Genomic DNA, 19478 nt, shown 5'->3' on the forward strand with positions numbered 1-19478 from the left:
TGTTATGAAAAAAGCGGCTAATCATAGCTCAGCGCAACGCATTTGAGAATGCTGGATTTTTGGCACTGCCGCGAGCGTCCAGTTGGCAACGGCCATTTTCAGCAGTTCGTAAATACGCAGATCCTGCCATTCGTTGGTTACATTCTGGTTGAGAAATCGCAGCGCGTCGATCAAAACAGGACGCGGATCGCCGTCTGGCAGGGCCGGGGCGTGGTTCTGCTTTGACAATTTAAAGCCCTGCGCATTGACCGCCAGCGGCAGATGAATGTAGTCCGGCGCCGTCCAGCCAAACTGGTGATACAGCGAGATTTGTCGCACGGTCGGCTCGACCAGATCCGCCCCGCGCACAATTTCCGTCACGCCCTGGAAGTGATCGTCCACCACCACGGCCAGGTTATAGGCGAAAAGGCCATCGCGACGGTGAATAATAAAATCCTCACGCGCCAGACGTTCATCGGCATGAATCTCACCGGAGAGTAAATCGGTAAAGCGCGTCACCGGGGAGCGCTGCCTGATACGCACGGCGGCATTTTCCGGAGGGAGATTAAGCGTGCGGCAGTGGCCGTCATAGACGCCGCCTGCGCTCTGGATACGCGCGCGGGTGCAGGTGCAGTTATAGGAAAGTCCCTGTGCGCGAAGCCAGGCCAGACGTTCACGATACGCCTCGTGACGTTTTGACTGCCACAGAACCTCATCATCCCAGTGAAGACCGTAATGTTCCAGCTGACGCAGAATCGTCTCTGCAGCACCGGGAACTTCACGCGGAGGGTCAATATCTTCAATGCGGACGAGCCATTTTCCCTGGCGGGCGTGAGCTTGCAGGTAGCTGCCGAGCGCGGCAATTAATGAGCCGAAGTGTAATTCACCGGAAGGAGATGGCGCGAAGCGCCCAATATAGTGTGATTCAGACATATCAACAGTAACAAGGCGGGAGAGACTCCCGCCTTTAGAGTGTGTAAACAGCGCTGGTATTAACCGGCCATCTGTTTTTCGCGGATTTCGGCCAGCGTTTTACAGTCGATGCACAGATCGGCGGTTGGACGCGCTTCCAGGCGACGAATACCGATTTCAACACCGCAGGATTCGCAGTAGCCAAAATCTTCGTCTTCGACTTTTTTCAGCGTTTTCTCGATCTTTTTGATCAGTTTGCGTTCGCGGTCACGGTTACGCAGTTCGAGGCTGAACTCTTCTTCCTGAGCGGCACGGTCTACCGGATCCGGGAAGTTAGCAGCTTCATCCTGCATATGAGTAACGGTGCGATCGACTTCATCCCTGAGTTGATTACGCCATGCTTCAAGAATACGCTTGAAGTGCGACAGCTGGGCTTCGTTCATATACTCTTCGCCCGGCTTCTCTTGATACGGCTCCACCCCAGCGATGGCGAGAATACTCAGGGACGATGTTTTACGGTTTTGCCCTTCTTGCATGTTGCTTCTCCTTAACACGCACTATCGATCCCCGTGTTGGGGGAAAAATCAGGTCGCTATAAATAGCAGATGCTTTTCCGGATGGCAATTATCTAAACGTAACACTTGACAAGCCTGTGAGGAAAAGCGTATTTGCGCACGCGGCCAGAACACTTAATCGTCAATCGTCTAATCCCTTATAAGACAATGGGAAGAGAGGATCTCAGAGTCATATTATCGGCAGAAAGTTCCGCTTTATAAGCGAAAACCTCTACCCCCTGCTTTTGTGCCTCATTCAACAATTGCGCGTATTTAGGATCAATATGGCGGGCAGGGGAGAAACGCTCAATGGCTGAATGCAACACCGCAAACAGCAATACGGCGCGTTTGCCCGCCGCCGCAACACTCATTAGCTCTCGCAGATGCTTCTGGCCACGTAGCGTTACCGCATCCGGGAAGTAGCCATTTTCCTGTTCCGCTAACGTCACTGATTTTACTTCAATATAGCACTCCGGCCTGTCTTCCGCCTGTAACATGAAGTCAATTCTGCTGCCTTCATCGCCATATTTCACTTCGCTTTTATGCGTGCCATAACCAACCAGTTCGGGAATAACGCCATGGGTCAACGCTTCCTTAACTAACTGATTGGCGCGCAGGGTGTTAACGCAAATAAATGCCCCGTATTGGGTTTCGGTCATTTCCCAGGTATGAGCATATTTGCGTTTAGTATTTTCTGATGTGGAATACCAGACCCTGTCACCCGGCGTCGCACAGCCCGTCATGGCACCGGTATTGGGGCAGTGCAGGGTGAGCTGTACCCCTTCGGGGGTGATCACGTCGGCGAGGAAGCGTTTGTAGCGTTGGATAAGCGTAGCGTGCTGCAGGGGAGGACTAAACTTCATCAGAATTCCTTTCGGTGTCGCCCAGCGTCCAGCGCTGTAGCGGCGTATAGCGGGTGCGTCCCTGAATAAAGACGGATTCATAAAGCGCGAATGTGTTGACCTGAAAGGCCCAGTGAAAACCCGGCGGCGGGATGGCAACGGCCTGACCGGCATCGCGCAGCAGCGTGATATGTGGATGAAACGGCTGCGGGCTCTGATAACAGCCGCTGCGCGCCGCCTGCGCGCGCAGCATGTTCGCAAGCTGCAATAATCCGCGCGGTGGCTGGCGCGTGCCCAGCCAGACCACGCGCGAACGCAGCCACTGACCCGCATCGTCGAGGTGCAGCGTAAATTCCGGCTGGGCAATACGCCCGGCCATTGCGGCTAACGCCCGCTGCTTTTCGGCACTGACGTCGCCCAAAAAGGCCAGCGTCAGGTGCAGGTTAGCCGCCGCGACAGGGCGACCGGCTTCCGGCGGGAAGCGATCGGCGCGCCAGCGAACAATTTGACGCTGTATCGCGGTGGGCAATTCAATGGCAAAAAACAGCCGTTTCGACTCAGGCATACGGAGGACTCGGTAATGATATGCGCCGATGCTACAATGTACGCCGACTAATGTTAACCCTCTGGAGCTGTTAGTGTCCTCATTGCCGGTCGCCGTCGTTCTTCCTGACCTTCTCGCTGCCTTACATCATGCCCCGCAGGTTTTGCTGAATGCCCCGACGGGTGCGGGGAAGTCCACCTGGCTGCCGCTGCAGATTCTGAAAGACGGGAACATCAGCGGAAAAATTATCCTGCTGGAGCCGCGCAGGCTGGCCGCGCGCAACGTGGCGCAGCGTCTGGCGGAACTGCTGAATGAAAAACCGGGCGAAACGGTAGGTTACCGGATGCGCGCCGAGACCTGCGTGGGGCCGAGCACGCGCCTCGAAGTGGTCACCGAGGGTATTCTCACCCGCATGCTGCAAAACGATCCGGAGCTGACCGGCGTCGGGCTGGTGATCCTGGATGAATTCCACGAGCGCAGCCTGCAGGCGGATCTGGCCCTCGCGCTGTTGCTGGACGTTCAGCAGGGACTGCGTGACGATCTCCGGCTGCTGATTATGTCGGCCACGCTGGATAACGAGCGGCTACGGCAGGCGCTACCCGATGCACCGGTCATCAGCTCTGAAGGGCGGGCGTTTCCGGTAGAACGCCGCTATCAACCGCTTCCCTCCCACCAGCGTTTTGACGAGGCGGTCGCCATTGCTACCGCTGAGCTGCTGCGCCAGGAGCCCGGTTCCCTGCTGCTGTTTTTGCCGGGTGTCGGTGAGATCCAGCGCGTGCAGGAGCAGCTTTCTACACGCGTAGGCGGTGATGTGCTGCTTTGCCCGCTCTACGGCGCGCTGTCGCTCCAGGATCAGCGTAAAGCCATCCTTCCGGCCCCGGTGGGGCAGCGCAAGGTAGTGCTGGCAACCAACATTGCTGAAACCAGTTTGACCATTGAAGGGATTCGCCTGGTGGTGGATAGCGCTCAGGAGAGGGTGGCAAGCTTTGACCCGCGCACCGGGCTGACTAAACTTCTGACGCAGCGCATTAGCCAGGCGTCGATGGTGCAGCGCGCGGGCCGCGCGGGGCGTCTTGAACCGGGTATCTGCCTGCATTTGACCAGTGCGGAACAGGCTGAACGCGCTGCACAGCAAAGCACGCCGGAAATTTTACAAAGTGATTTGTCGGGCCTGGTGATGGATCTGCTGCAGTGGGGCTGTCCGGATCCTGGTCAGCTTACCTGGCTTGATTCTCCGCCTGCCGTGAATCTCGCCGCTGCGCGCAATCTGCTGACCCAGCTTGGTGCGCTGGAAGGCGAACGTCTGACGGCGCGCGGCCAGAAAATGGCGGCACTGGGCAACGATCCGCGTCTGGCCGCAATGCTGGTGGCCGCGCTGGGGGACGATGAAATTGCCACGGCGGCTAAACTGGCGGCTATTCTTGAGGAGCCGCCGCGCGGTGGCAGCAGCGATCTGGGGCAGGCGTTTTCGCGCAACCAGGGGAACTGGCAGCAGCGGGCGCAGCAGCTCGGTAAACGGCTTAACAGCCGCGGCGGCGTACCAGACAGTGAGAGTATTCCCCGGCTGCTGGCGCAGGCGTTTCCGGACAGGATTGCGCGTCGGCGCGGGCTGGACGGTCGCTACCAGCTGGCAAACGGCATGGGGGCGATGCTGGACAGCGATGATGCGCTGACGCGTCACGAGTGGCTGATTGCGCCGCTCCTGCTGCAGGGGAGTCACTCCCCGGATGCGCGTATCCTGCAGGCGATAGCCATAGATATTGACACCCTGACCCGTACCTGTCCGCAGCTGCTTCAGCAATCGGACATCGTTGAGTGGGATGATGCCCAGGGCACGCTGAAGGCGTTTCGGCGTAGCCAGATTGGTAAACTGACCCTCGGGACGAAGCCGCTGGCGAAGCCGTCGGAAGAAGAGCTTCATCAGGCTATGCTGAACGGCATTCGGGAAAAAGGATTAGGCGTGCTGAACTGGTCACCAGAGGCTGAACAGTATCGTCTTCGCCTGCATTGTGCCGCACGTTGGCTACCGGAGTATGCCTGGCCCGCAGTCGATGATGAGACATTGCTGGGCTCTCTGGAGCGCTGGCTGCTGCCGCAAATGCACGGTGTTCACTCGCTTCGGGCGCTGAAAGCCCTTGATGTTAAGGTCGCGTTACAGAATTTACTGGACTGGTCATTACGTCAACGTCTGGATAGTGAACTGCCAGGGCATTACACTGTGCCCACCGGAAGCCGGATTGCCATCCGTTATCATGAGGATAATCCGCCGGCGCTGGCGGTTCGGATGCAGGAGATGTTTGGTGAGGCCACCACGCCGTCCATTGCGGAAGGGCGTGTGCCGTTAGTGCTTGAGCTGCTGTCGCCTGCGCATCGTCCATTACAAATCACCCGAGATTTGGGGGCGTTCTGGGCGGGAAGCTACCGTGAAGTGCAAAAAGAGATGAAGGGGCGATACCCCAAACATGTCTGGCCGGACGATCCGGCGAATACGGCGCCGACGAGGCGGACGAAGAAGTATTCCTGAAAGGGATGTGCGGCCTGATGCCCTCACCCCAGCCCTCTCCCTCAGGGAGAGGGAGAACTAATTTTGAGAGATTTCTTCTTTCACAGGCCTGTGGAAGAAAAGAAAATCTGGCCTTTGCGCCTGAAAGTTGCGGAGAAAAAGCATGGCGGGGAATGACCGCGAGCCAATAGGACGTAAGGGAAAACCAACGCGTCCGGCGAAAGAAAAGGTAAGCCGTCGTCGCCTCAGAGATGAGGACTATGACGATGACTATGAAGACGATTATGAGGATGAAGAACCGATGCCGCGTAATGGAAAAGGCAAAGGGCGTAAGCCTCGGGGCAAGCGCGGCTGGTTCTGGCTGCTGCTGAAGCTGTTTATTGTTTTTGTCGTGCTGATGGCGATTTACGGCGTGTATCTGGATCAGAAGATCCGCAGCCGTATCGACGGTAAAGTCTGGCAGTTACCTGCGGCAGTGTATGGCCGTATGGTGAACCTTGAGCCAGATATGTCCATCACGAAGAACGAGATGGTTAAACTGCTCGAAGCCACCCAGTATCGTCAGGTGTCAAAAATGACGCGGCCTGGCGAATTTACCGTGCAGTCCAACAGCATTGAGATGATCCGTCGTCCGTTTGATTTCCCGGACAGCAAAGAGGGGCAGGTGCGCGCGCGTCTGACCTTTGACGGCGATCGTCTGGATACCATCGAGAACATGGATAACAACCGTCAGTTTGGTTTCTTCCGTCTCGATCCGCGTCTGATCACCATGCTTTCGTCAGCAAACGGCGAGCAGCGCCTGTTCGTGGCGCGTAACGGCTTCCCGGATCTGCTGGTCGATACCCTGCTGGCAACCGAAGACCGCCATTTCTACGAGCATGATGGCATCAGCCTTTATTCGATTGGTCGTGCGGTGCTGGCTAACCTGACTGCCGGCCGTACCGTACAGGGCGCGAGTACGCTGACCCAGCAGCTGGTGAAGAACCTGTTCCTCTCCAGCGAACGCTCTTACTGGCGTAAAGCGAACGAAGCCTACATGGCCGTGCTGATGGATGCGCGCTACAGCAAGGATCGCATCCTTGAGCTGTACATGAACGAGGTGTACCTCGGTCAGAGCGGCGATAACGAAATCCGCGGCTTCCCGCTGGCGAGCCTGTACTACTTTGGTCGTCCGGTGGAGGAGCTGAGCCTGGATCAGCAGGCGCTGCTGGTGGGCATGGTGAAAGGCGCGTCCATCTATAACCCGTGGCGTAACCCGAAACTGGCGCTGGAGCGTCGTAACCTGGTGCTGCGTCTGCTGCAACAACAGCAGGTGATTGACCAGGAGCTGTACGACATGCTGAGCGCACGTCCGCTTGGCGTTCAGCCGCGCGGCGGTGTGATTTCGCCTCAGCCTGCGTTTATGCAACTGGTGCGTCAGGAGCTGCAAAGCAAGCTTGGCGATAAGGTCAAAGATCTCTCCGGCGTGAAGATCTTCACCACCTTTGACTCCGTGGCGCAGGATGCGGCAGAAAAAGCGGCGGTGGAAGGCATTCCGGCGCTGAAGAAACAGCGTAAGCTCTCCGATCTTGAAACCGCGATGGTAGTGGTTGATCGCAACTCCGGCGAAGTGCGTGCGATGGTGGGCGGTGCCGAGCCGCAGTTTGCAGGCTACAACCGTGCCATGCAGGCGCGTCGCTCGATCGGTTCTCTGGCAAAACCGGCGACCTATCTCACAGCCCTGAGTCAGCCAAACCAGTATCGTCTGAATACCTGGATTGCGGATGCGCCGATCTCCCTGCGCCAGCCTAACGGCCAGGTGTGGTCACCGCAGAACGATGATAAACAGTTCAGCGGTCAGGTGATGCTGGTGGATGCGTTAACGCGTTCCATGAACGTACCAACCGTTAACCTGGGCATGTCGCTGGGACTGCCAGCGATTGTCGACACCTGGCAAAAACTGGGCGTATCGAAAGATCAGCTGCACCCGGTGCCGGCAATGATCCTCGGCGCGCTTAACCTGACGCCGATCGAAGTCGCCCAGGCTTTCCAGACCATTGCCAGCGGGGGTAACCGCGCACCGCTGTCTGCCCTGCGTTCGGTGATTGCCGAAGATGGCTCCGTGCTGTATCAGAGCTTCCCGCAGGCAGAGCGTGCCGTTCCTGCGCAGGCCGCCTACATGACGCTGTGGACCATGCAGCAGGTGGTGCAGCGTGGTACCGGGCGTCAGCTGGGGGCGAAGTATCCGGGTCTGCATCTGGCGGGTAAAACCGGGACCACCAACAACAACGTTGATACCTGGTTTGCCGGTATTGATGGCCGCGAAGTGGTGATCACCTGGGTAGGCCGCGATAACAACCAGCCGACCAAACTGTACGGGGCGAGCGGGGCGATGTCGATTTACCAGCGCTACCTGGCCAATCAGTCACCGGTGCCGCTGAACCTCGTTGCGCCGGAAGATATCGTGGATATGGGCGTGGACAGCTCCGGTAACTTTGTCTGCGGTGGCGGAATGCGTACCCTGCCGGTCTGGACAACCAACCCGGATTCCCTGTGTCAGCAGAGCCAGCCTGAACAGCCGACGGGCAACCCGTTCGATCAGTCTTCTCAGCCACAGCAGCCGCAGCAGCAACAGCCGCAGCAGCAGAATGAGAAGAAAGACAGCGATGGCGTAGCCGGCTGGATTAAGGACATGTTTGGCGGAAACTGATTAGTTTCCTGAATAAAAAAGCCGCTTAGTGATAAGCGGCTTTTTTTGTCTTAACATTTATTCTTATTTTAATTTTAGTAAATGTCTAATTAAGAATTACTAATGCGTAATTTTTATTATTTTAATCAGTGCGTTGGTATCACTTTAAACTATTTTATTTGCCAGCCTGCTGGACAAGGTAAAGATTAATCTGATGTAATTAAGTTCGTGAATCTCACTTTCCTCATGGGATGTTCTTATTAATGGTTTTTTGGGGCTAAGTGACATCAAATTTTAAATGGCATTCTGGCGAAAAGTATTTTTCCCAGGAATGGATTCCATTATAAACATATATAAGGATGTTGTTATGAATAAGATAATTGTTTCTTCTTTATTGGCCGGAAGCATTATGGCGGCTTTGTCGCTGCCGGTCTTTGCAGCGAATGATTCAGGTACGGTAAATTTCGCCGGAAAAATTGTGGCGGATACCTGCGAGATCAATGTTGATGGTACGGGGACCAATGAATCCACCGTCACATTCGCAGATACTTATCCTTCAGATTTTGGCATCGACGGTCAGGTCGGGACGTCTAAAGCTTTTAAGATTGAAGTAAAAAAATGTGACCCGCTGGTCGCCAAACTGAACCTCAAGTTCAGCGGCACAACGACAGACGCCGCGTACAAGCGTTTGAAGAACGATCTCTCCGGCGCAGGCAACGCCACTAACGTTGGCATCATTGTCAGCAACGACAACGGCTCCAAAGGCGATGTGGTCTTCGACGGTTCAGTACCGGATGCGGGCACCGACGTGGCTAACGATCCGACCGGCGCAGCGGCTTCTGTCTTTAACTACACCGCGAAAGTGATTCAGGTCGGTGATGCCGCGCCAACCGCGGGTCATTACTCCTCCTCAGCCACATTTGAGGTTGTCTATCGCTAAGCAATTATTGGCAGCCTGAACGGCTGCCTCCTGGAACGCTGTATGAAGACGTTATTTAAATTGTTATGTGGTTGTTTAATTATCTCTTGCTTTTCAGTGCAGGCAAGCGTTGTTCTCGGTGGTACGCGAATTATTTATCCATCGAATAAATCTGAAGTACAAATCGCACTTAAAAATAAAGATCCTCATACGCGTTATCTGGTGCAAAGCTGGGTCAGTTATCCCAATGATGCAAAGGCTCCCTTTATTATTACGCCGCCTGTCTATAAGTTGCAGGAAAATCGTCAGACGCTATTACACGTTATTTTTACCGGCGATAAAAACAGCCTGCCGGCAGACCGCGAATCACTTTTTCTGGCGAATGTGAAATCCGTCTCTGCACTCTCGCCCGATCTGAAAGAGAAAAACACGCTGCAGTTCGCGATGAAAACGCGCCTGAAGCTTTTCTGGCGTCCTGCTCAACTGAAGGAAACCGATGCCCTGGGAGCCTATGAAAAAATCACGTTCCATCGTCAGGGTGAGACGCTAATTGCAAACAACCCTACCCCTTTTTACGTCTCTTTTGGCGAACTGGCCGTTGGCGGGAAAAGTGTACCGGTGAAAGAGACCAAAACCACGCCGGGTGCCATTTCAATGATGGTTGCACCGTTTAGCAAGCAGAGTTTCGCGCTACCAAAAGCGGCAAATGGCGCGGTGACCTGGACGGCTATTAATGATTTCGGCGCCCAGACTCCTCTACGCAAGCAGGCTCTTTAAATCGATCATGTTGGTAAGTTATGTCGTCATCTTTACTTCACAAACAGGTACTGTCCGGGATCGCGCTGGCGCTGCTCGCCGCGATCCAGCCTGCAAGTGCGGATGACGAATTCAACCTGCGGATCCTTGAACTGGATACCCCTCTCGAAAATACCTCCACGCTCAAAAAATTCATCAATGATAATGGCTTACTTGCGGGGAGCTACCCCACGACGATTATGTGGGATCGGGACGTGCTGGATACACGTACGCTCACCTATGTGCTTTCTGACGACAAACAGCATCTGCTGCCGGAGCTGACCAAAGCGGACCTGCGCGAATACGGCGTGAAAGTTGACACGATCCCTGACTTAAAGGGTCTGGACGACGAGGCTTACGTTCGGGACATCTCTCATTTCATTGAAAATGCACGCTACGATTACGATCAGGATAACCAGACCCTGAAGCTGGTCATTCCGCAGATCTATCGCGATCGCGCCGCCGCCGGAGCGATTAACCCGAAATTCTGGGATGACGGCGCGCCTGCCGCCTGGACAAGCTATCAGCTCAGCGGCTCTCAGCAACACTATAGTTCGGGCAAAGCCTCTTCAACCTGGCTGGGTCTGGAGTCGGGGATGAATCTTGGCGCGTGGCGACTGCGTAATAACAGCACCTGGAGCGATGCTTCCGGCTGGGAGGCTATCGCCAGCACTTTACAGCGTGACATCAAAGCGTTGAAAAGCCAGCTTGAGATGGGGCAGACGTATACCAATGGCGAGCTTTTTGACAGCGTCCAGATGACCGGCGTGAAGCTGGAAACGGACACCGCTATGCTGCCCGTCAGCCAGCAAGGCTTTGCGCCCGTTGTGCGAGGTATTGCGAATAGCGACGCGAAAGTCACCATCAAGCAAAACGGCTATACCATCTATCAGACAAACGTCTCGCCAGGGCCTTTTGAGATCCGCGACTTGAGCCAGGTGACTTCCGGAGCCGATCTGGAAGTGACCGTCGAAGAGGCGGATGGCAGCGAGCATAGCTTCATTCAGGCCAGCGCGTCGGTGCCGGTGTTACAGCGAGAAGGCGGTTTTAAGTACTCGCTGGCAGCAGGGCGCTATCGCGGTAATGAAGGTGAAGATGAACCCATCTTTGCGCAAGGTACGGCTATCTATGGTCTGCCTTACGGCGTCACGGCCTATACCGGCGCGCTGGGGGCGTCACTGTATCATGCGCTGCTGCTGGGGCTTGGTGCCGACCTGGGGCACTTCGGCTCCGCATCTGTCGACTTCACCGCCGCGCGTACCGCGTTTGATGACGGGCTTGACGATGCCAGCGGTTTATCGTGGCGGGCCCAGTACTCCAAAGATATCCCTGACACGGATACGACCGTCACGCTTGCCAGCTACCGCTACTCTACCTCGGGGTTTTATACCTTTCAGGAAGCTATCGATCGGCGTGACGGCGAGATCGATGACGGCATTTATACCTATCGCAGAACCAACAACCGCCGTAGCCGCATGCAGCTAAACCTTTCCCAGCGTATTTCAGACTGGGGCTCGGCTTATCTCAACGGCTATCAGCAGGATTACTGGGATATGGACGGCCATGAGCGCAGCGTCAGCGCGGGGCTGAGCTCCAGCTGGCGCGATATCACCTGGTCGGTAAGCTACAACCTGACCCGCACGCCGGACGCCAATACCGACCGGCAGATGGCGTTGACGGTCAACATTCCGTTCTCAAAGTGGCTGCCTGACTCCTGGGCAACCTACAGCGCTAACACCGCCAGCGGTGGGTTTGTTTCACATCAGGTCGGGCTCGGCGGCACCGCGCTGGAGGACAATAAGCTGAGCTACAACCTCCAGCAGAGCTATGCCAATCAAAATACCGGCTACGGCGGCAGCCTGTCCGGGCGTTACCGTGGCGCTTCCGGTGAGGTCGGGATGAGCTACAGCTACAGCGGTGATAATAGACAGTGGAACTACAGCGCGCAGGGGTCGATCGTTGCCCACGAGCATGGCGTGACGCTGGGGCAACCCGTACGCGACGCTTTTGCCATTGTGCACATTAAGGATGGCGATAACGTCAAAGTGCAAAACGGGCGCGGCATCTCTACAGACCGTTTTGGTAACGCCATAGTGCCCTCTATGACGGCCTATCGGCACAACGTCATCACCGTAAATACACAGGATCGGGAAGATATTGATATCGATGCGGCAACGCTCGATCTCGTGCCGACGAAAGGGGCGGCTCTGCACGCGACCTTCGATGCTCGCGTTGGACGACGCGCGCTGGTGACCTTGCTCTACGCAGGTAAGCCCGTTCCGTTTGGGGCTGTGGTAGCGCTGGAGAGTACCACCGCCATCGTCGGGGATGACGGTGAGGTTTACCTCACGGGGCTGTCCGGCAAAACAACGTTTAGCGTGCAGTGGGGGGAAGAAAACGTTCATCAGTGTCATGGAGAGCTGGATCTTCCCTCCCAGGGCTCAGCAGGGATCGTGAAAGCCACGGTCAACTGTCATTAAAAGAGGTATTTCATGAATCTACACTGTTCCATGAAAACGTTTTTCTTACCCGTGCTGATGTTGCTGGCGACCGCCTTTTTCCATTCAGCTCGAGCAGACTGTACTTTTAACGGCAGCTCTGGCGTGGATGCTGTGGTGACGTTTCAACTTCCGCCGGTGATTATTGTTGCTCCTGATACCCCGAAAGGCACAATCATTTACGATGACAGCGTTGAAAGTAAAGAAGTGGCCATAGACTGCATCGGTGAAGCGCAAATACGGCGAGGCTATCTCTCCTTGACGGAAAGCGATGCGCGTGAAGATGTTATGCCTGGCGTTTATCAAACTAATGTCCCGGGGATTGGAATTCGGGCCGCTTCCTCGAATGAGCAGTTACCAAACTATAATGACGAGGATCTTGTCAGGCCAATGCACTATATTGGCTCAACACATGGCTATTCGCATGGAGTATCTACCTTTCGCGCCACTGCGCAGCTGGTGATAACGGGCGATATTCAGGAAGGATATCTCGATACCTCACGATTAACCTCAATGGATATCCTGGGGAACGCGGTGATCGGTGAAATGCGCTTTTCTCCTGCCAGCGTTCGCATTACAACCAACACCTGTAACCTGGTCGACCGTAACATTTATGTGCCTCTTAAAACGGTCAACGTTCAGGATTTTGACGGGCAATACTCAGAGATACTTACCGACAGCAGTTTTAAGATTGAAATCACCGACTGTTCTGCGGGGACAAAGATCGATTATCAGTTCACCAGCGCGGGCTCAACGGGTGTGAAGAACGGCAATATCCTCGGCATCGCTGCCGGAGATTCCGCCGCCGCGGGTGTCGGCATCCAAATTCTTGATAAGAATAATACGGTGCTGCAGTTTGATCAGAACTACACGGCGATAACCAGTACGCAGGACAAGATCCCCGTTGAAATCCCTCTCAAGGCGCGCTACATCAAAACGGGGGAGGTTAAAGCGGGCAAAGTCGATTCCGTCGCCACGTTCGAGGTATTTTACCGTTAACCCTCTCTGCCCGTTTTGGCGGGCTTTAGCGATCATTTCGCTATCCTTATTAACCCACTCTTTTCATCTGGTTAATTCTTAAACCCTTAAATCTTGTAGGGCTGCTTACTGCTTGCTATGCAACCCGCGTTTCGCATATTATTCTGGCGCTCATAATAATAATTCTCGTTTACGTTATCATTCACTTTTCCATCAGAGAAACATCATGGCGCTTTCCAATACTGCTCAGCCAATGAACACGTCGCTGCGTAAACTCGCGGTCGTCGTCGCCACAGCGGTTGCCGGCATGTCCGCGTATGCTCATGCGGCCGAAACCCCGAAAAAAGAAGAAACTATCACGGTAACCGCAGCACCTGCGGCACAGGAAAGTGCCTGGGGACCGGCGGCGACCATCGCTGCACGGCAATCGGCGACCGGGACCAAAACGGATACTCCGATTCAAAAGGTTCCACAGTCTATTTCCGTGGTGACCGCTGAAGAGATGGCGCTGCACCAGCCACGCTCGGTGAAAGAAGCCCTGAGCTACACGCCGGGTGTTGCGGTGGGTACGCGTGGCGCGTCTAACACCTATGACTACCTGGTCATTCGCGGTTTCGCGGCCGACGGTCAGACCCAGAATAACTACCTCGACGGTATGAAGATGCAAGGCAACTTCTATAACGACGCGGTGATTGACCCTTATATGCTGGAGCGCGCCGAGATCATGCGCGGTCCGGTTTCGGTTCTGTACGGCAAAAGCAGCCCTGGCGGCTTGCTGAACATGGTCAGCAAGCGCCCAACCACCGAGCCGCTGAAAGAAGTTCAGTTCAAAATGGGCACTGACAGCCTGTTCCAGACCGGCTTTGACTTCAGCGATGCGATCGACGATGACGGCGTTTACTCTTACCGCTTAACGGGCGTTGCACGTTCGAACAACTCGCAGCAGGAAGGCAAAGGTGAGCAGCGTTATGCCATCGCGCCTTCTTTCTCCTGGCGTCCGGATGATAAAACCACCTTCACGTTCCTCTCATACTTCCAGAACGAGCCTGAGACAGGCTACTACGGCTGGCTGCCAAAAGAGGGAACGGTTGATCCGCTGCCAAATGGCGATCGTCTTCCGACGAACTTCAACGAAGGCGCGAAGAACAACACCTACTCCCGTAACCAGAAAATGGTGGGATACAGCTTCGACCACGCATTCAACGATACCTTTACCGTGCGCCAGAACCTGCGCTTTGCTGAGAACAAAACCTCGCAAAACAGCGTATACGGCTATGGTGTCTGTACCGACCCGGCGAACAGCGGCAACAAGCAGTGCGCGGCGTTAGCGCCATCGGACAAAGGCCATTATCTGGCGCGTAAATACGTTGTCGATAATGAAAAACTGCAGAACTTCACCGTTGATACTCAGCTGCAGAGCAAATTCGCTACGGGTGATGTGGACCACATCCTGCTGACCGGCGTTGACTTTATGCGTATGCGTAACGACATCAACTCCTGGTTTGGCTATGACGACTCTGTTCCGCTGCTGGATCTCTACCATCCGGTGAACAGCGATTTTGATTTTGGTGCAAAAGACCCAGCAAACTCCGGCCCGTATCAGATCCTTAACCGTCAGAAACAGACGGGACTCTACGTTCAGGATCAGGCGCAGTGGGATAAGGTCCTGGTAACCCTGGGCGGCCGTTATGACTGGGCCGATCAGGAATCCTACAACCGCGTGACGAACACCACTTCCAAACGTGATGACACCCAGTTCACCTGGCGCGGCGGCGTTAACTACCTGTTTGATAACGGTGTCACCCCGTACTTTAGCTACAGCGAATCGTTTGAACCGGCTTCGCAGACCGATGCCCAGGGTAAACTGTTCTCGCCTTCCAAAGGCAAACAGTACGAAGCGGGCGTGAAATACGTACCGAACGATCGTCCGATCGTTGTTACCGGTGCGGTATACCAGCTGACCAAAACCAACAACCTGATGGCGGACCCGGCGGGCTCCTTCTTCTCCGTTGAAGGCGGTGAAATCCGCGCGCGTGGCGTAGAGCTGGAAGCGAAAGCGGCCCTCTCTGCAAGCGTGAACGTCGTCGGCTCCTATACCTATACCGATGCGGAATACACCACCGATACGAACTACAAAGGCAACACGCCAGCTCAGGTGCCAAAACACATGGCATCCGTTTGGGGTGATTACACGATGTTTGATGGCCCACTGTCTGGCCTGACGCTGGGTACCGGCGTGCGTTACACGGGCTCCAGCTATGGCGATCCGGCGAACTCCTTCAAGGTTGGCAGCTACACCGTTGTCGATGCGCTGGTCAGATACGATCTGGCACGCGTTGGCATGGCAGGCTCGAACGTGGCGCTGCACGTGAACAACCTGTTCGATCGTGAGTACGTTGCCAGCTGCTTCAACACCTACGGCTGCTTCTGGGGTGCTGAACGTCAGGTTGTTGCTACCGCGACCTTCCGCTTCTAATCTCTGTCCGGGCACGGTTCGCCGTGCCCTTTTTATTTAAGTTGGCTGATATGCAGGATAATCAAACGCAACCCGACACCACCTTCACGCTCAACCATCTCTCCTTTCGCGTACCCGGGCGCACCTTGCTGCATCCGCTCTCTTTGACGTTCCCCGCAGGTAAAGTCACTGGCCTGATTGGTCACAACGGTTCCGGTAAGTCCACGCTGCTCAAGATGCTGGGGCGCCATCAGCCGCCTTCAGAAGGCGATATTCTGCTGGATGACCAACCGCTGGAGATCTGGAGCAGTAAAGCCTTTGCCCGCAAAGTGGCCTATCTGCCGCAGCAGTTGCCGCAGGCGGAGGGGATGACGGTGCGAGAGCTGGTGGCGATTGGGCGTTATCCGTGGCACGGGGCGCTTGGACGATTTGGCGTGGCCGACAGAGAGAAGGTGGAAGAGGCGATTGCGCTGGTCGGGCTAAAACCGCTGGCGCACCGTCTGGTGGATAGCCTGTCCGGAGGCGAACGTCAGCGCGCGTGGATTGCTATGCTGGTGGCGCAGGACAGCCGCTGTCTGCTGCTGGATGAACCGACCTCTGCGCTGGATATCGCGCATCAGGTCGACGTCCTGGCGCTGGTGCACCGCTTAAGTCAGCAGCGCGGTCTGACGGTCATTGCGGTCCTGCACGATATCAACATGGCCGCGCGTTATTGTGACTACCTCGTCGCGCTGCGCGGGGGCGAGATGATTGCCCAGGGTACACCCGCAGAGCTGATGCGCAGCGAAACGCTGGAACATATTTACGGTATTCCAATGGGTATTCTGCCTCACCCGGCCGGGGCTGCACCGGTGAGCTTTGTCTACTGATGCTCGATAACACACGCATTAGCCGCCGTCGCCTGCTGACGGCGATGGCGCTCTCACCGCTGCTGTTAAAAATGAATACGGCGCGTGCTGCCGCCGTCGATCCGCACCGCATTGTCGCTCTGGAGTGGCTGCCGGTCGAGCTGATGATGGCGCTCGGCGTCACGCCCTACGGCGTGGCGGACATTCCTAACTATAACCTCTGGGTGAACGAGCCGAAGCTGCCGGACTCGGTGATCGACATCGGCCTGCGGACGGAGCCAAACCTCGAGCTGCTCACCCAGATGAAACCCTCGTTCATGTTCTGGTCCGCGGGCTACGGTCCGTCAGAGGAGACCATGGCGCGCATTGCGCCCGGACGTGGATTCGCCTTCAGTGACGGTAAAAAACCGCTGGCCATGGCGAAAAGCTCGATTAACGAGATGGCGCGTTTCCTCAACCGCGAGGTCGAGGCCAAAAAACATCTCGACGAATTTGATGCCCTGATTGACTCCCTGAAGCCCCGCTTTGCTCACCGGGGCGATCGTCCGCTGCTGATGGTGACGCTGCTGGATGCCCGCCATATGCTGGTTTTCGGTAAAAACTGCCTCTTCCAGGAGGTCCTCGACAGCTTCGGCATTCGTAATGCCTGGGAAGGGGAGATGACGTTCTGGGGCAGTACCGCCGTGGGTATCGATCGTCTCGCGGCGTTTCGCGACGTGGATGTGCTGTGCTTCGATCACGGCAACGAGCGCGCCATGCAGACCCTGATGGCGACGCCGCTCTGGCAGGCGATGCCGTTTGTGCGTGAGCAGCGCTTCCAGCGCGCCCCGGCGGTCTGGTTCTACGGCGCGACGCTGTCGGCCATGCATTTTGCCCGCGTGCTGGATAACGCGCTGGGAGGTAAAGCATGAGTACGCGTATCGCCCGCTTCCCGGCGCTGCTGCTATCCCTGCTTTTTCTGGTTGCGCTGGTATTAACCGGGTTCAACCTCTCGACGGCGTTACCCCGCACGCAGTGGGGGGCCGCGCTGGCCTCGCCGGATATCGACAATATTCAGCAGATGCTGTTCCACTACAGCCTGCTGCCGCGTCTGGCGATCTCCCTGTTAGTCGGCGCCGGTTTAGGGCTGGTGGGCGTGTTGTTCCAGCAGGTTTTGCGTAATCCGCTGGCAGAGCCAACCACGCTCGGCGTCGCGACCGGCGCACAGCTTGGGATCACCATCACCACGTTGTGGGCGCTGCCGGGTGCGTTAACCTCGCAGTTTGCGGCACTCGCGGGGGCGTGCGTGGTGGGTGCGCTGGTCTTTGGCGTGGCCTGGGGCAAGCGCCTTTCGCCGGTAACGCTTATCCTGGCCGGGCTGGTGGTGAGCCTCTACTGTGGGGCGATCAACCAGCTACTGGTGCTGTTCCACCACGATCAGCTGCAAAGCATGTTCCTGTGGAGCACCGGCACGCTGACCCAGACCGACTGGAGCGTGGTGCAGCGCCTCTGGCCGCAGCTGGCTGGCGGTGTTGTGCTGACGCTGCTGCTCCTGCGTCCTCTTACGCTCATGGGGCTGGATGACGGCGTGGCGCGCAACCTGGGGCTGGCGCTGTCGCTGGCTCGCCTGGCGGCGCTGACGCTGGCAATTGTATTGAGCGCCCTGCTGGTGAACGCGGTCGGCATCATCGGGTTTATCGGCCTGTTTGCGCCGCTGCTGGCGAAAATGCTTGGGGCGCGTCGTTTATTGACGCGTCTGATGCTGGCGCCGCTGATTGGGGCGCTGATCCTCTGGCTTTCCGATCAGCTTATTCTCTGGCTGGCGCAGGTCTGGCGGGAAGTCTCCACCGGCTCTGTGACCGCGCTTATCGGGGCGCCGCTGCTGCTGTGGCTGCTCCCGCGGCTGCGCAGCATGAGTGCACCGGCGATGGACGCGGGCGATAAAGTCTACGCTGAACGTCGGTCGGTGCTGTGGTTTAGCCTTGCCGGTCTGGCGGTGCTGATTATCGCCTCGTTCGCGGCGCTCTCATTTGGACGCGATGCCGCGGGCTGGCACTGGGCAACGGGTGATTTGCTCAATGAACTGCTGCAGTGGCGCTGGCCGCGTATCGTCGCTGCGCTGATCGCCGGGGTGATGCTGGCGGTGGCGGGGTGCATCATTCAGCGTCTGACCGGCAACCCGATGGCGAGCCCGGAAGTGCTCGGGATCAGCTCTGGCGCCGCCTTTGGCGTGGTGCTGATGCTGTTCTTCGTGCCGGGCAATGCGTTTGGCTGGCTGATGCCTGCCGGCAGTATCGGCGCGGCAGCCACGCTGATGATTATCCTGATAGCCGCCGGTCGCGGTGGGTTTTCACCGCACCGCATGCTGCTGGCCGGGATGGCGCTCAGCACCGCGTTTACGATGCTGCTGATGATGCTGCAGGCAAGCGGCGATCCGCGTATGGCGAAGATCCTGACCTGGATTTCCGGCTCGACCTACAACGCCACTGGAAGCCAGGTGGTCTGGTCCGGGATGGTGATGCTCGTGCTGCTGGCGATGGTGCCGCTGTGCCGCCGCTGGATGACCATTCTGCCGCTCGGCGGCGAAACCGCGCGTGCGGTGGGAATGGCGCTGACCCCAGCGCGTGTCGCGCTGCTGCTGCTGGCGGCGTGCCTGACGGCGACGGCAACCCTGACGATTGGACCGCTGAGTTTTGTGGGGTTAATGGCGCCGCACATTGCCAGAATGATGGGCTTCCGCAGGACGATGCCGCATATCGTCATGTCGGCCCTGACGGGTGGGGTGATGCTGGTGTTTGCAGACTGGTGCGGAAGAATGGTGCTGTTCCCATATCAGATCCCGGCGGGTCTGCTGTCGACCTTTATCGGTGCGCCGTACTTTATTTATCTGTTGAGAAAGCAGAGTCGGTAGTCAGGTGCGGCCTGATCCCCTCACCCCAGCCCTCTCCCACAGGGAGAGGGAGAACATCGTAGGCCGGGTAAGCGTTAGCGCCACCCGGCAATG

14 protein-coding genes are annotated in these 19478 nt (G+C 56.7%); 10 read left to right on the forward strand and 4 right to left on the reverse strand.

Going from position 1 to position 19478, the window contains the following annotated elements:
- Positions 1-21 precede the first annotated feature (21 nt).
- From gluQRS to thpR, 4 genes are all read right to left on the reverse strand, one after another.
- The gene (gene gluQRS, locus AC0TN7_RS11890; protein WP_473702172.1) at positions 22-912 is read right to left on the reverse strand and encodes a tRNA glutamyl-Q(34) synthetase GluQRS; all 891 of its coding nucleotides are present in this window, start codon (positions 910-912) and stop codon (positions 22-24) included.
- 59 nt (positions 913-971) lie between these two features.
- Entirely contained in the window at positions 972-1427 is a 456-nt protein-coding gene (gene dksA / locus AC0TN7_RS11895; RefSeq protein WP_001155232.1) for an RNA polymerase-binding protein DksA, read from the reverse strand.
- Between the two features lie 176 nt (positions 1428-1603).
- A complete protein-coding gene (gene sfsA, locus AC0TN7_RS11900; RefSeq protein ID WP_463726581.1) occupies positions 1604-2308 on the reverse strand; it encodes a DNA/RNA nuclease SfsA in 705 nt (234 codons plus the stop codon).
- Positions 2298-2852, reverse strand: a complete 555-nt coding sequence (gene thpR / locus AC0TN7_RS11905; RefSeq protein WP_100122360.1) for an RNA 2',3'-cyclic phosphodiesterase — start codon at positions 2850-2852, stop codon at positions 2298-2300. Before thpR ends, sfsA begins: the two co-directional genes overlap by 11 nt.
- A gap of 73 nt (positions 2853-2925) precedes the next feature.
- On the opposite strand from thpR, the gene hrpB reads away from it, so the two are divergent.
- From hrpB to fhuB, 10 genes are all read left to right on the forward strand, one after another.
- On the forward strand, positions 2926-5355 hold the full coding sequence (hrpB, locus tag AC0TN7_RS11910; RefSeq protein WP_463726582.1) for an ATP-dependent helicase HrpB: 2430 nt from the start codon (positions 2926-2928) through the stop codon (positions 5353-5355).
- A gap of 142 nt (positions 5356-5497) precedes the next feature.
- A complete protein-coding gene (gene mrcB, locus AC0TN7_RS11915) occupies positions 5498-8023 on the forward strand; it encodes a bifunctional glycosyl transferase/transpeptidase (protein WP_024907503.1) in 2526 nt (841 codons plus the stop codon).
- A 346-nt stretch (positions 8024-8369) separates the two neighbouring features.
- Complete coding sequence (locus tag AC0TN7_RS11920) at positions 8370-8942, forward strand: fimbrial protein (protein ID WP_024907504.1); 573 nt, start codon at positions 8370-8372, stop codon at positions 8940-8942.
- A 42-nt stretch (positions 8943-8984) separates the two neighbouring features.
- A complete protein-coding gene (locus AC0TN7_RS11925; RefSeq protein ID WP_048990247.1) occupies positions 8985-9698 on the forward strand; it encodes a fimbrial biogenesis chaperone in 714 nt (237 codons plus the stop codon).
- A 20-nt stretch (positions 9699-9718) separates the two neighbouring features.
- Entirely contained in the window at positions 9719-12196 is a 2478-nt protein-coding gene (locus AC0TN7_RS11930) for a fimbria/pilus outer membrane usher protein (RefSeq protein ID WP_473702173.1), read from the forward strand.
- A gap of 12 nt (positions 12197-12208) precedes the next feature.
- Positions 12209-13213 (forward strand): fimbrial protein, encoded by a 1005-nt coding sequence (locus tag AC0TN7_RS11935; protein WP_473702174.1) that lies wholly within the window; start codon positions 12209-12211, stop codon positions 13211-13213.
- 205 nt (positions 13214-13418) lie between these two features.
- Positions 13419-15668: a ferrichrome porin FhuA gene (fhuA, locus tag AC0TN7_RS11940; RefSeq protein WP_473702175.1), complete on the forward strand. Its 2250-nt coding sequence runs from the start codon at positions 13419-13421 to the stop codon at positions 15666-15668.
- Between the two features lie 50 nt (positions 15669-15718).
- Positions 15719-16516, forward strand: coding sequence for a Fe3+-hydroxamate ABC transporter ATP-binding protein FhuC (gene fhuC / locus AC0TN7_RS11945; RefSeq protein ID WP_290094482.1), 798 nt, complete (start codon positions 15719-15721; stop codon positions 16514-16516).
- Positions 16516-17406, forward strand: coding sequence for a Fe(3+)-hydroxamate ABC transporter substrate-binding protein FhuD (gene fhuD, locus AC0TN7_RS11950; protein ID WP_267217234.1), 891 nt, complete (start codon positions 16516-16518; stop codon positions 17404-17406). Before fhuC ends, fhuD begins: the two co-directional genes overlap by 1 nt.
- On the forward strand, positions 17403-19385 hold the full coding sequence (gene fhuB / locus AC0TN7_RS11955) for a Fe(3+)-hydroxamate ABC transporter permease FhuB (RefSeq protein ID WP_061715949.1): 1983 nt from the start codon (positions 17403-17405) through the stop codon (positions 19383-19385). The genes fhuD and fhuB overlap by 4 nt, the downstream gene beginning before the upstream one ends.
- Positions 19386-19478 lie beyond the last annotated feature (93 nt).

This window comes from Enterobacter sp. PL_is511 (assembly GCF_055816065.1).

Excerpts from the sequence above, each read along its gene's own strand:
- gluQRS (WP_473702172.1), bottom strand. The coding sequence starts at position 912 with ATGTCTGAATCACACTATATTGGGCGCTTCGCGCCATCTCCTTCCGGT.
- dksA (WP_001155232.1), bottom strand. The coding sequence starts at position 1,427 with ATGCAAGAAGGGCAAAACCGTAAAACATCGTCCCTGAGTATTCTCGCC.
- sfsA (WP_463726581.1), bottom strand. The coding sequence starts at position 2,308 with ATGAAGTTTAGTCCTCCCCTGCAGCACGCTACGCTTATCCAACGCTAC.
- thpR (WP_100122360.1), bottom strand. The coding sequence starts at position 2,852 with ATGCCTGAGTCGAAACGGCTGTTTTTTGCCATTGAATTGCCCACCGCG.
- mrcB (WP_024907503.1), top strand. The coding sequence starts at position 5,498 with ATGGCGGGGAATGACCGCGAGCCAATAGGACGTAAGGGAAAACCAACG.
- AC0TN7_RS11920 (WP_024907504.1), top strand. The coding sequence starts at position 8,370 with ATGAATAAGATAATTGTTTCTTCTTTATTGGCCGGAAGCATTATGGCG.
- AC0TN7_RS11925 (WP_048990247.1), top strand. The coding sequence starts at position 8,985 with ATGAAGACGTTATTTAAATTGTTATGTGGTTGTTTAATTATCTCTTGC.
- AC0TN7_RS11930 (WP_473702173.1), top strand. The coding sequence starts at position 9,719 with ATGTCGTCATCTTTACTTCACAAACAGGTACTGTCCGGGATCGCGCTG.
- AC0TN7_RS11935 (WP_473702174.1), top strand. The coding sequence starts at position 12,209 with ATGAATCTACACTGTTCCATGAAAACGTTTTTCTTACCCGTGCTGATG.
- fhuA (WP_473702175.1), top strand. The coding sequence starts at position 13,419 with ATGGCGCTTTCCAATACTGCTCAGCCAATGAACACGTCGCTGCGTAAA.
- fhuC (WP_290094482.1), top strand. The coding sequence starts at position 15,719 with ATGCAGGATAATCAAACGCAACCCGACACCACCTTCACGCTCAACCAT.
- fhuD (WP_267217234.1), top strand. The coding sequence starts at position 16,516 with ATGCTCGATAACACACGCATTAGCCGCCGTCGCCTGCTGACGGCGATG.
- fhuB (WP_061715949.1), top strand. The coding sequence starts at position 17,403 with ATGAGTACGCGTATCGCCCGCTTCCCGGCGCTGCTGCTATCCCTGCTT.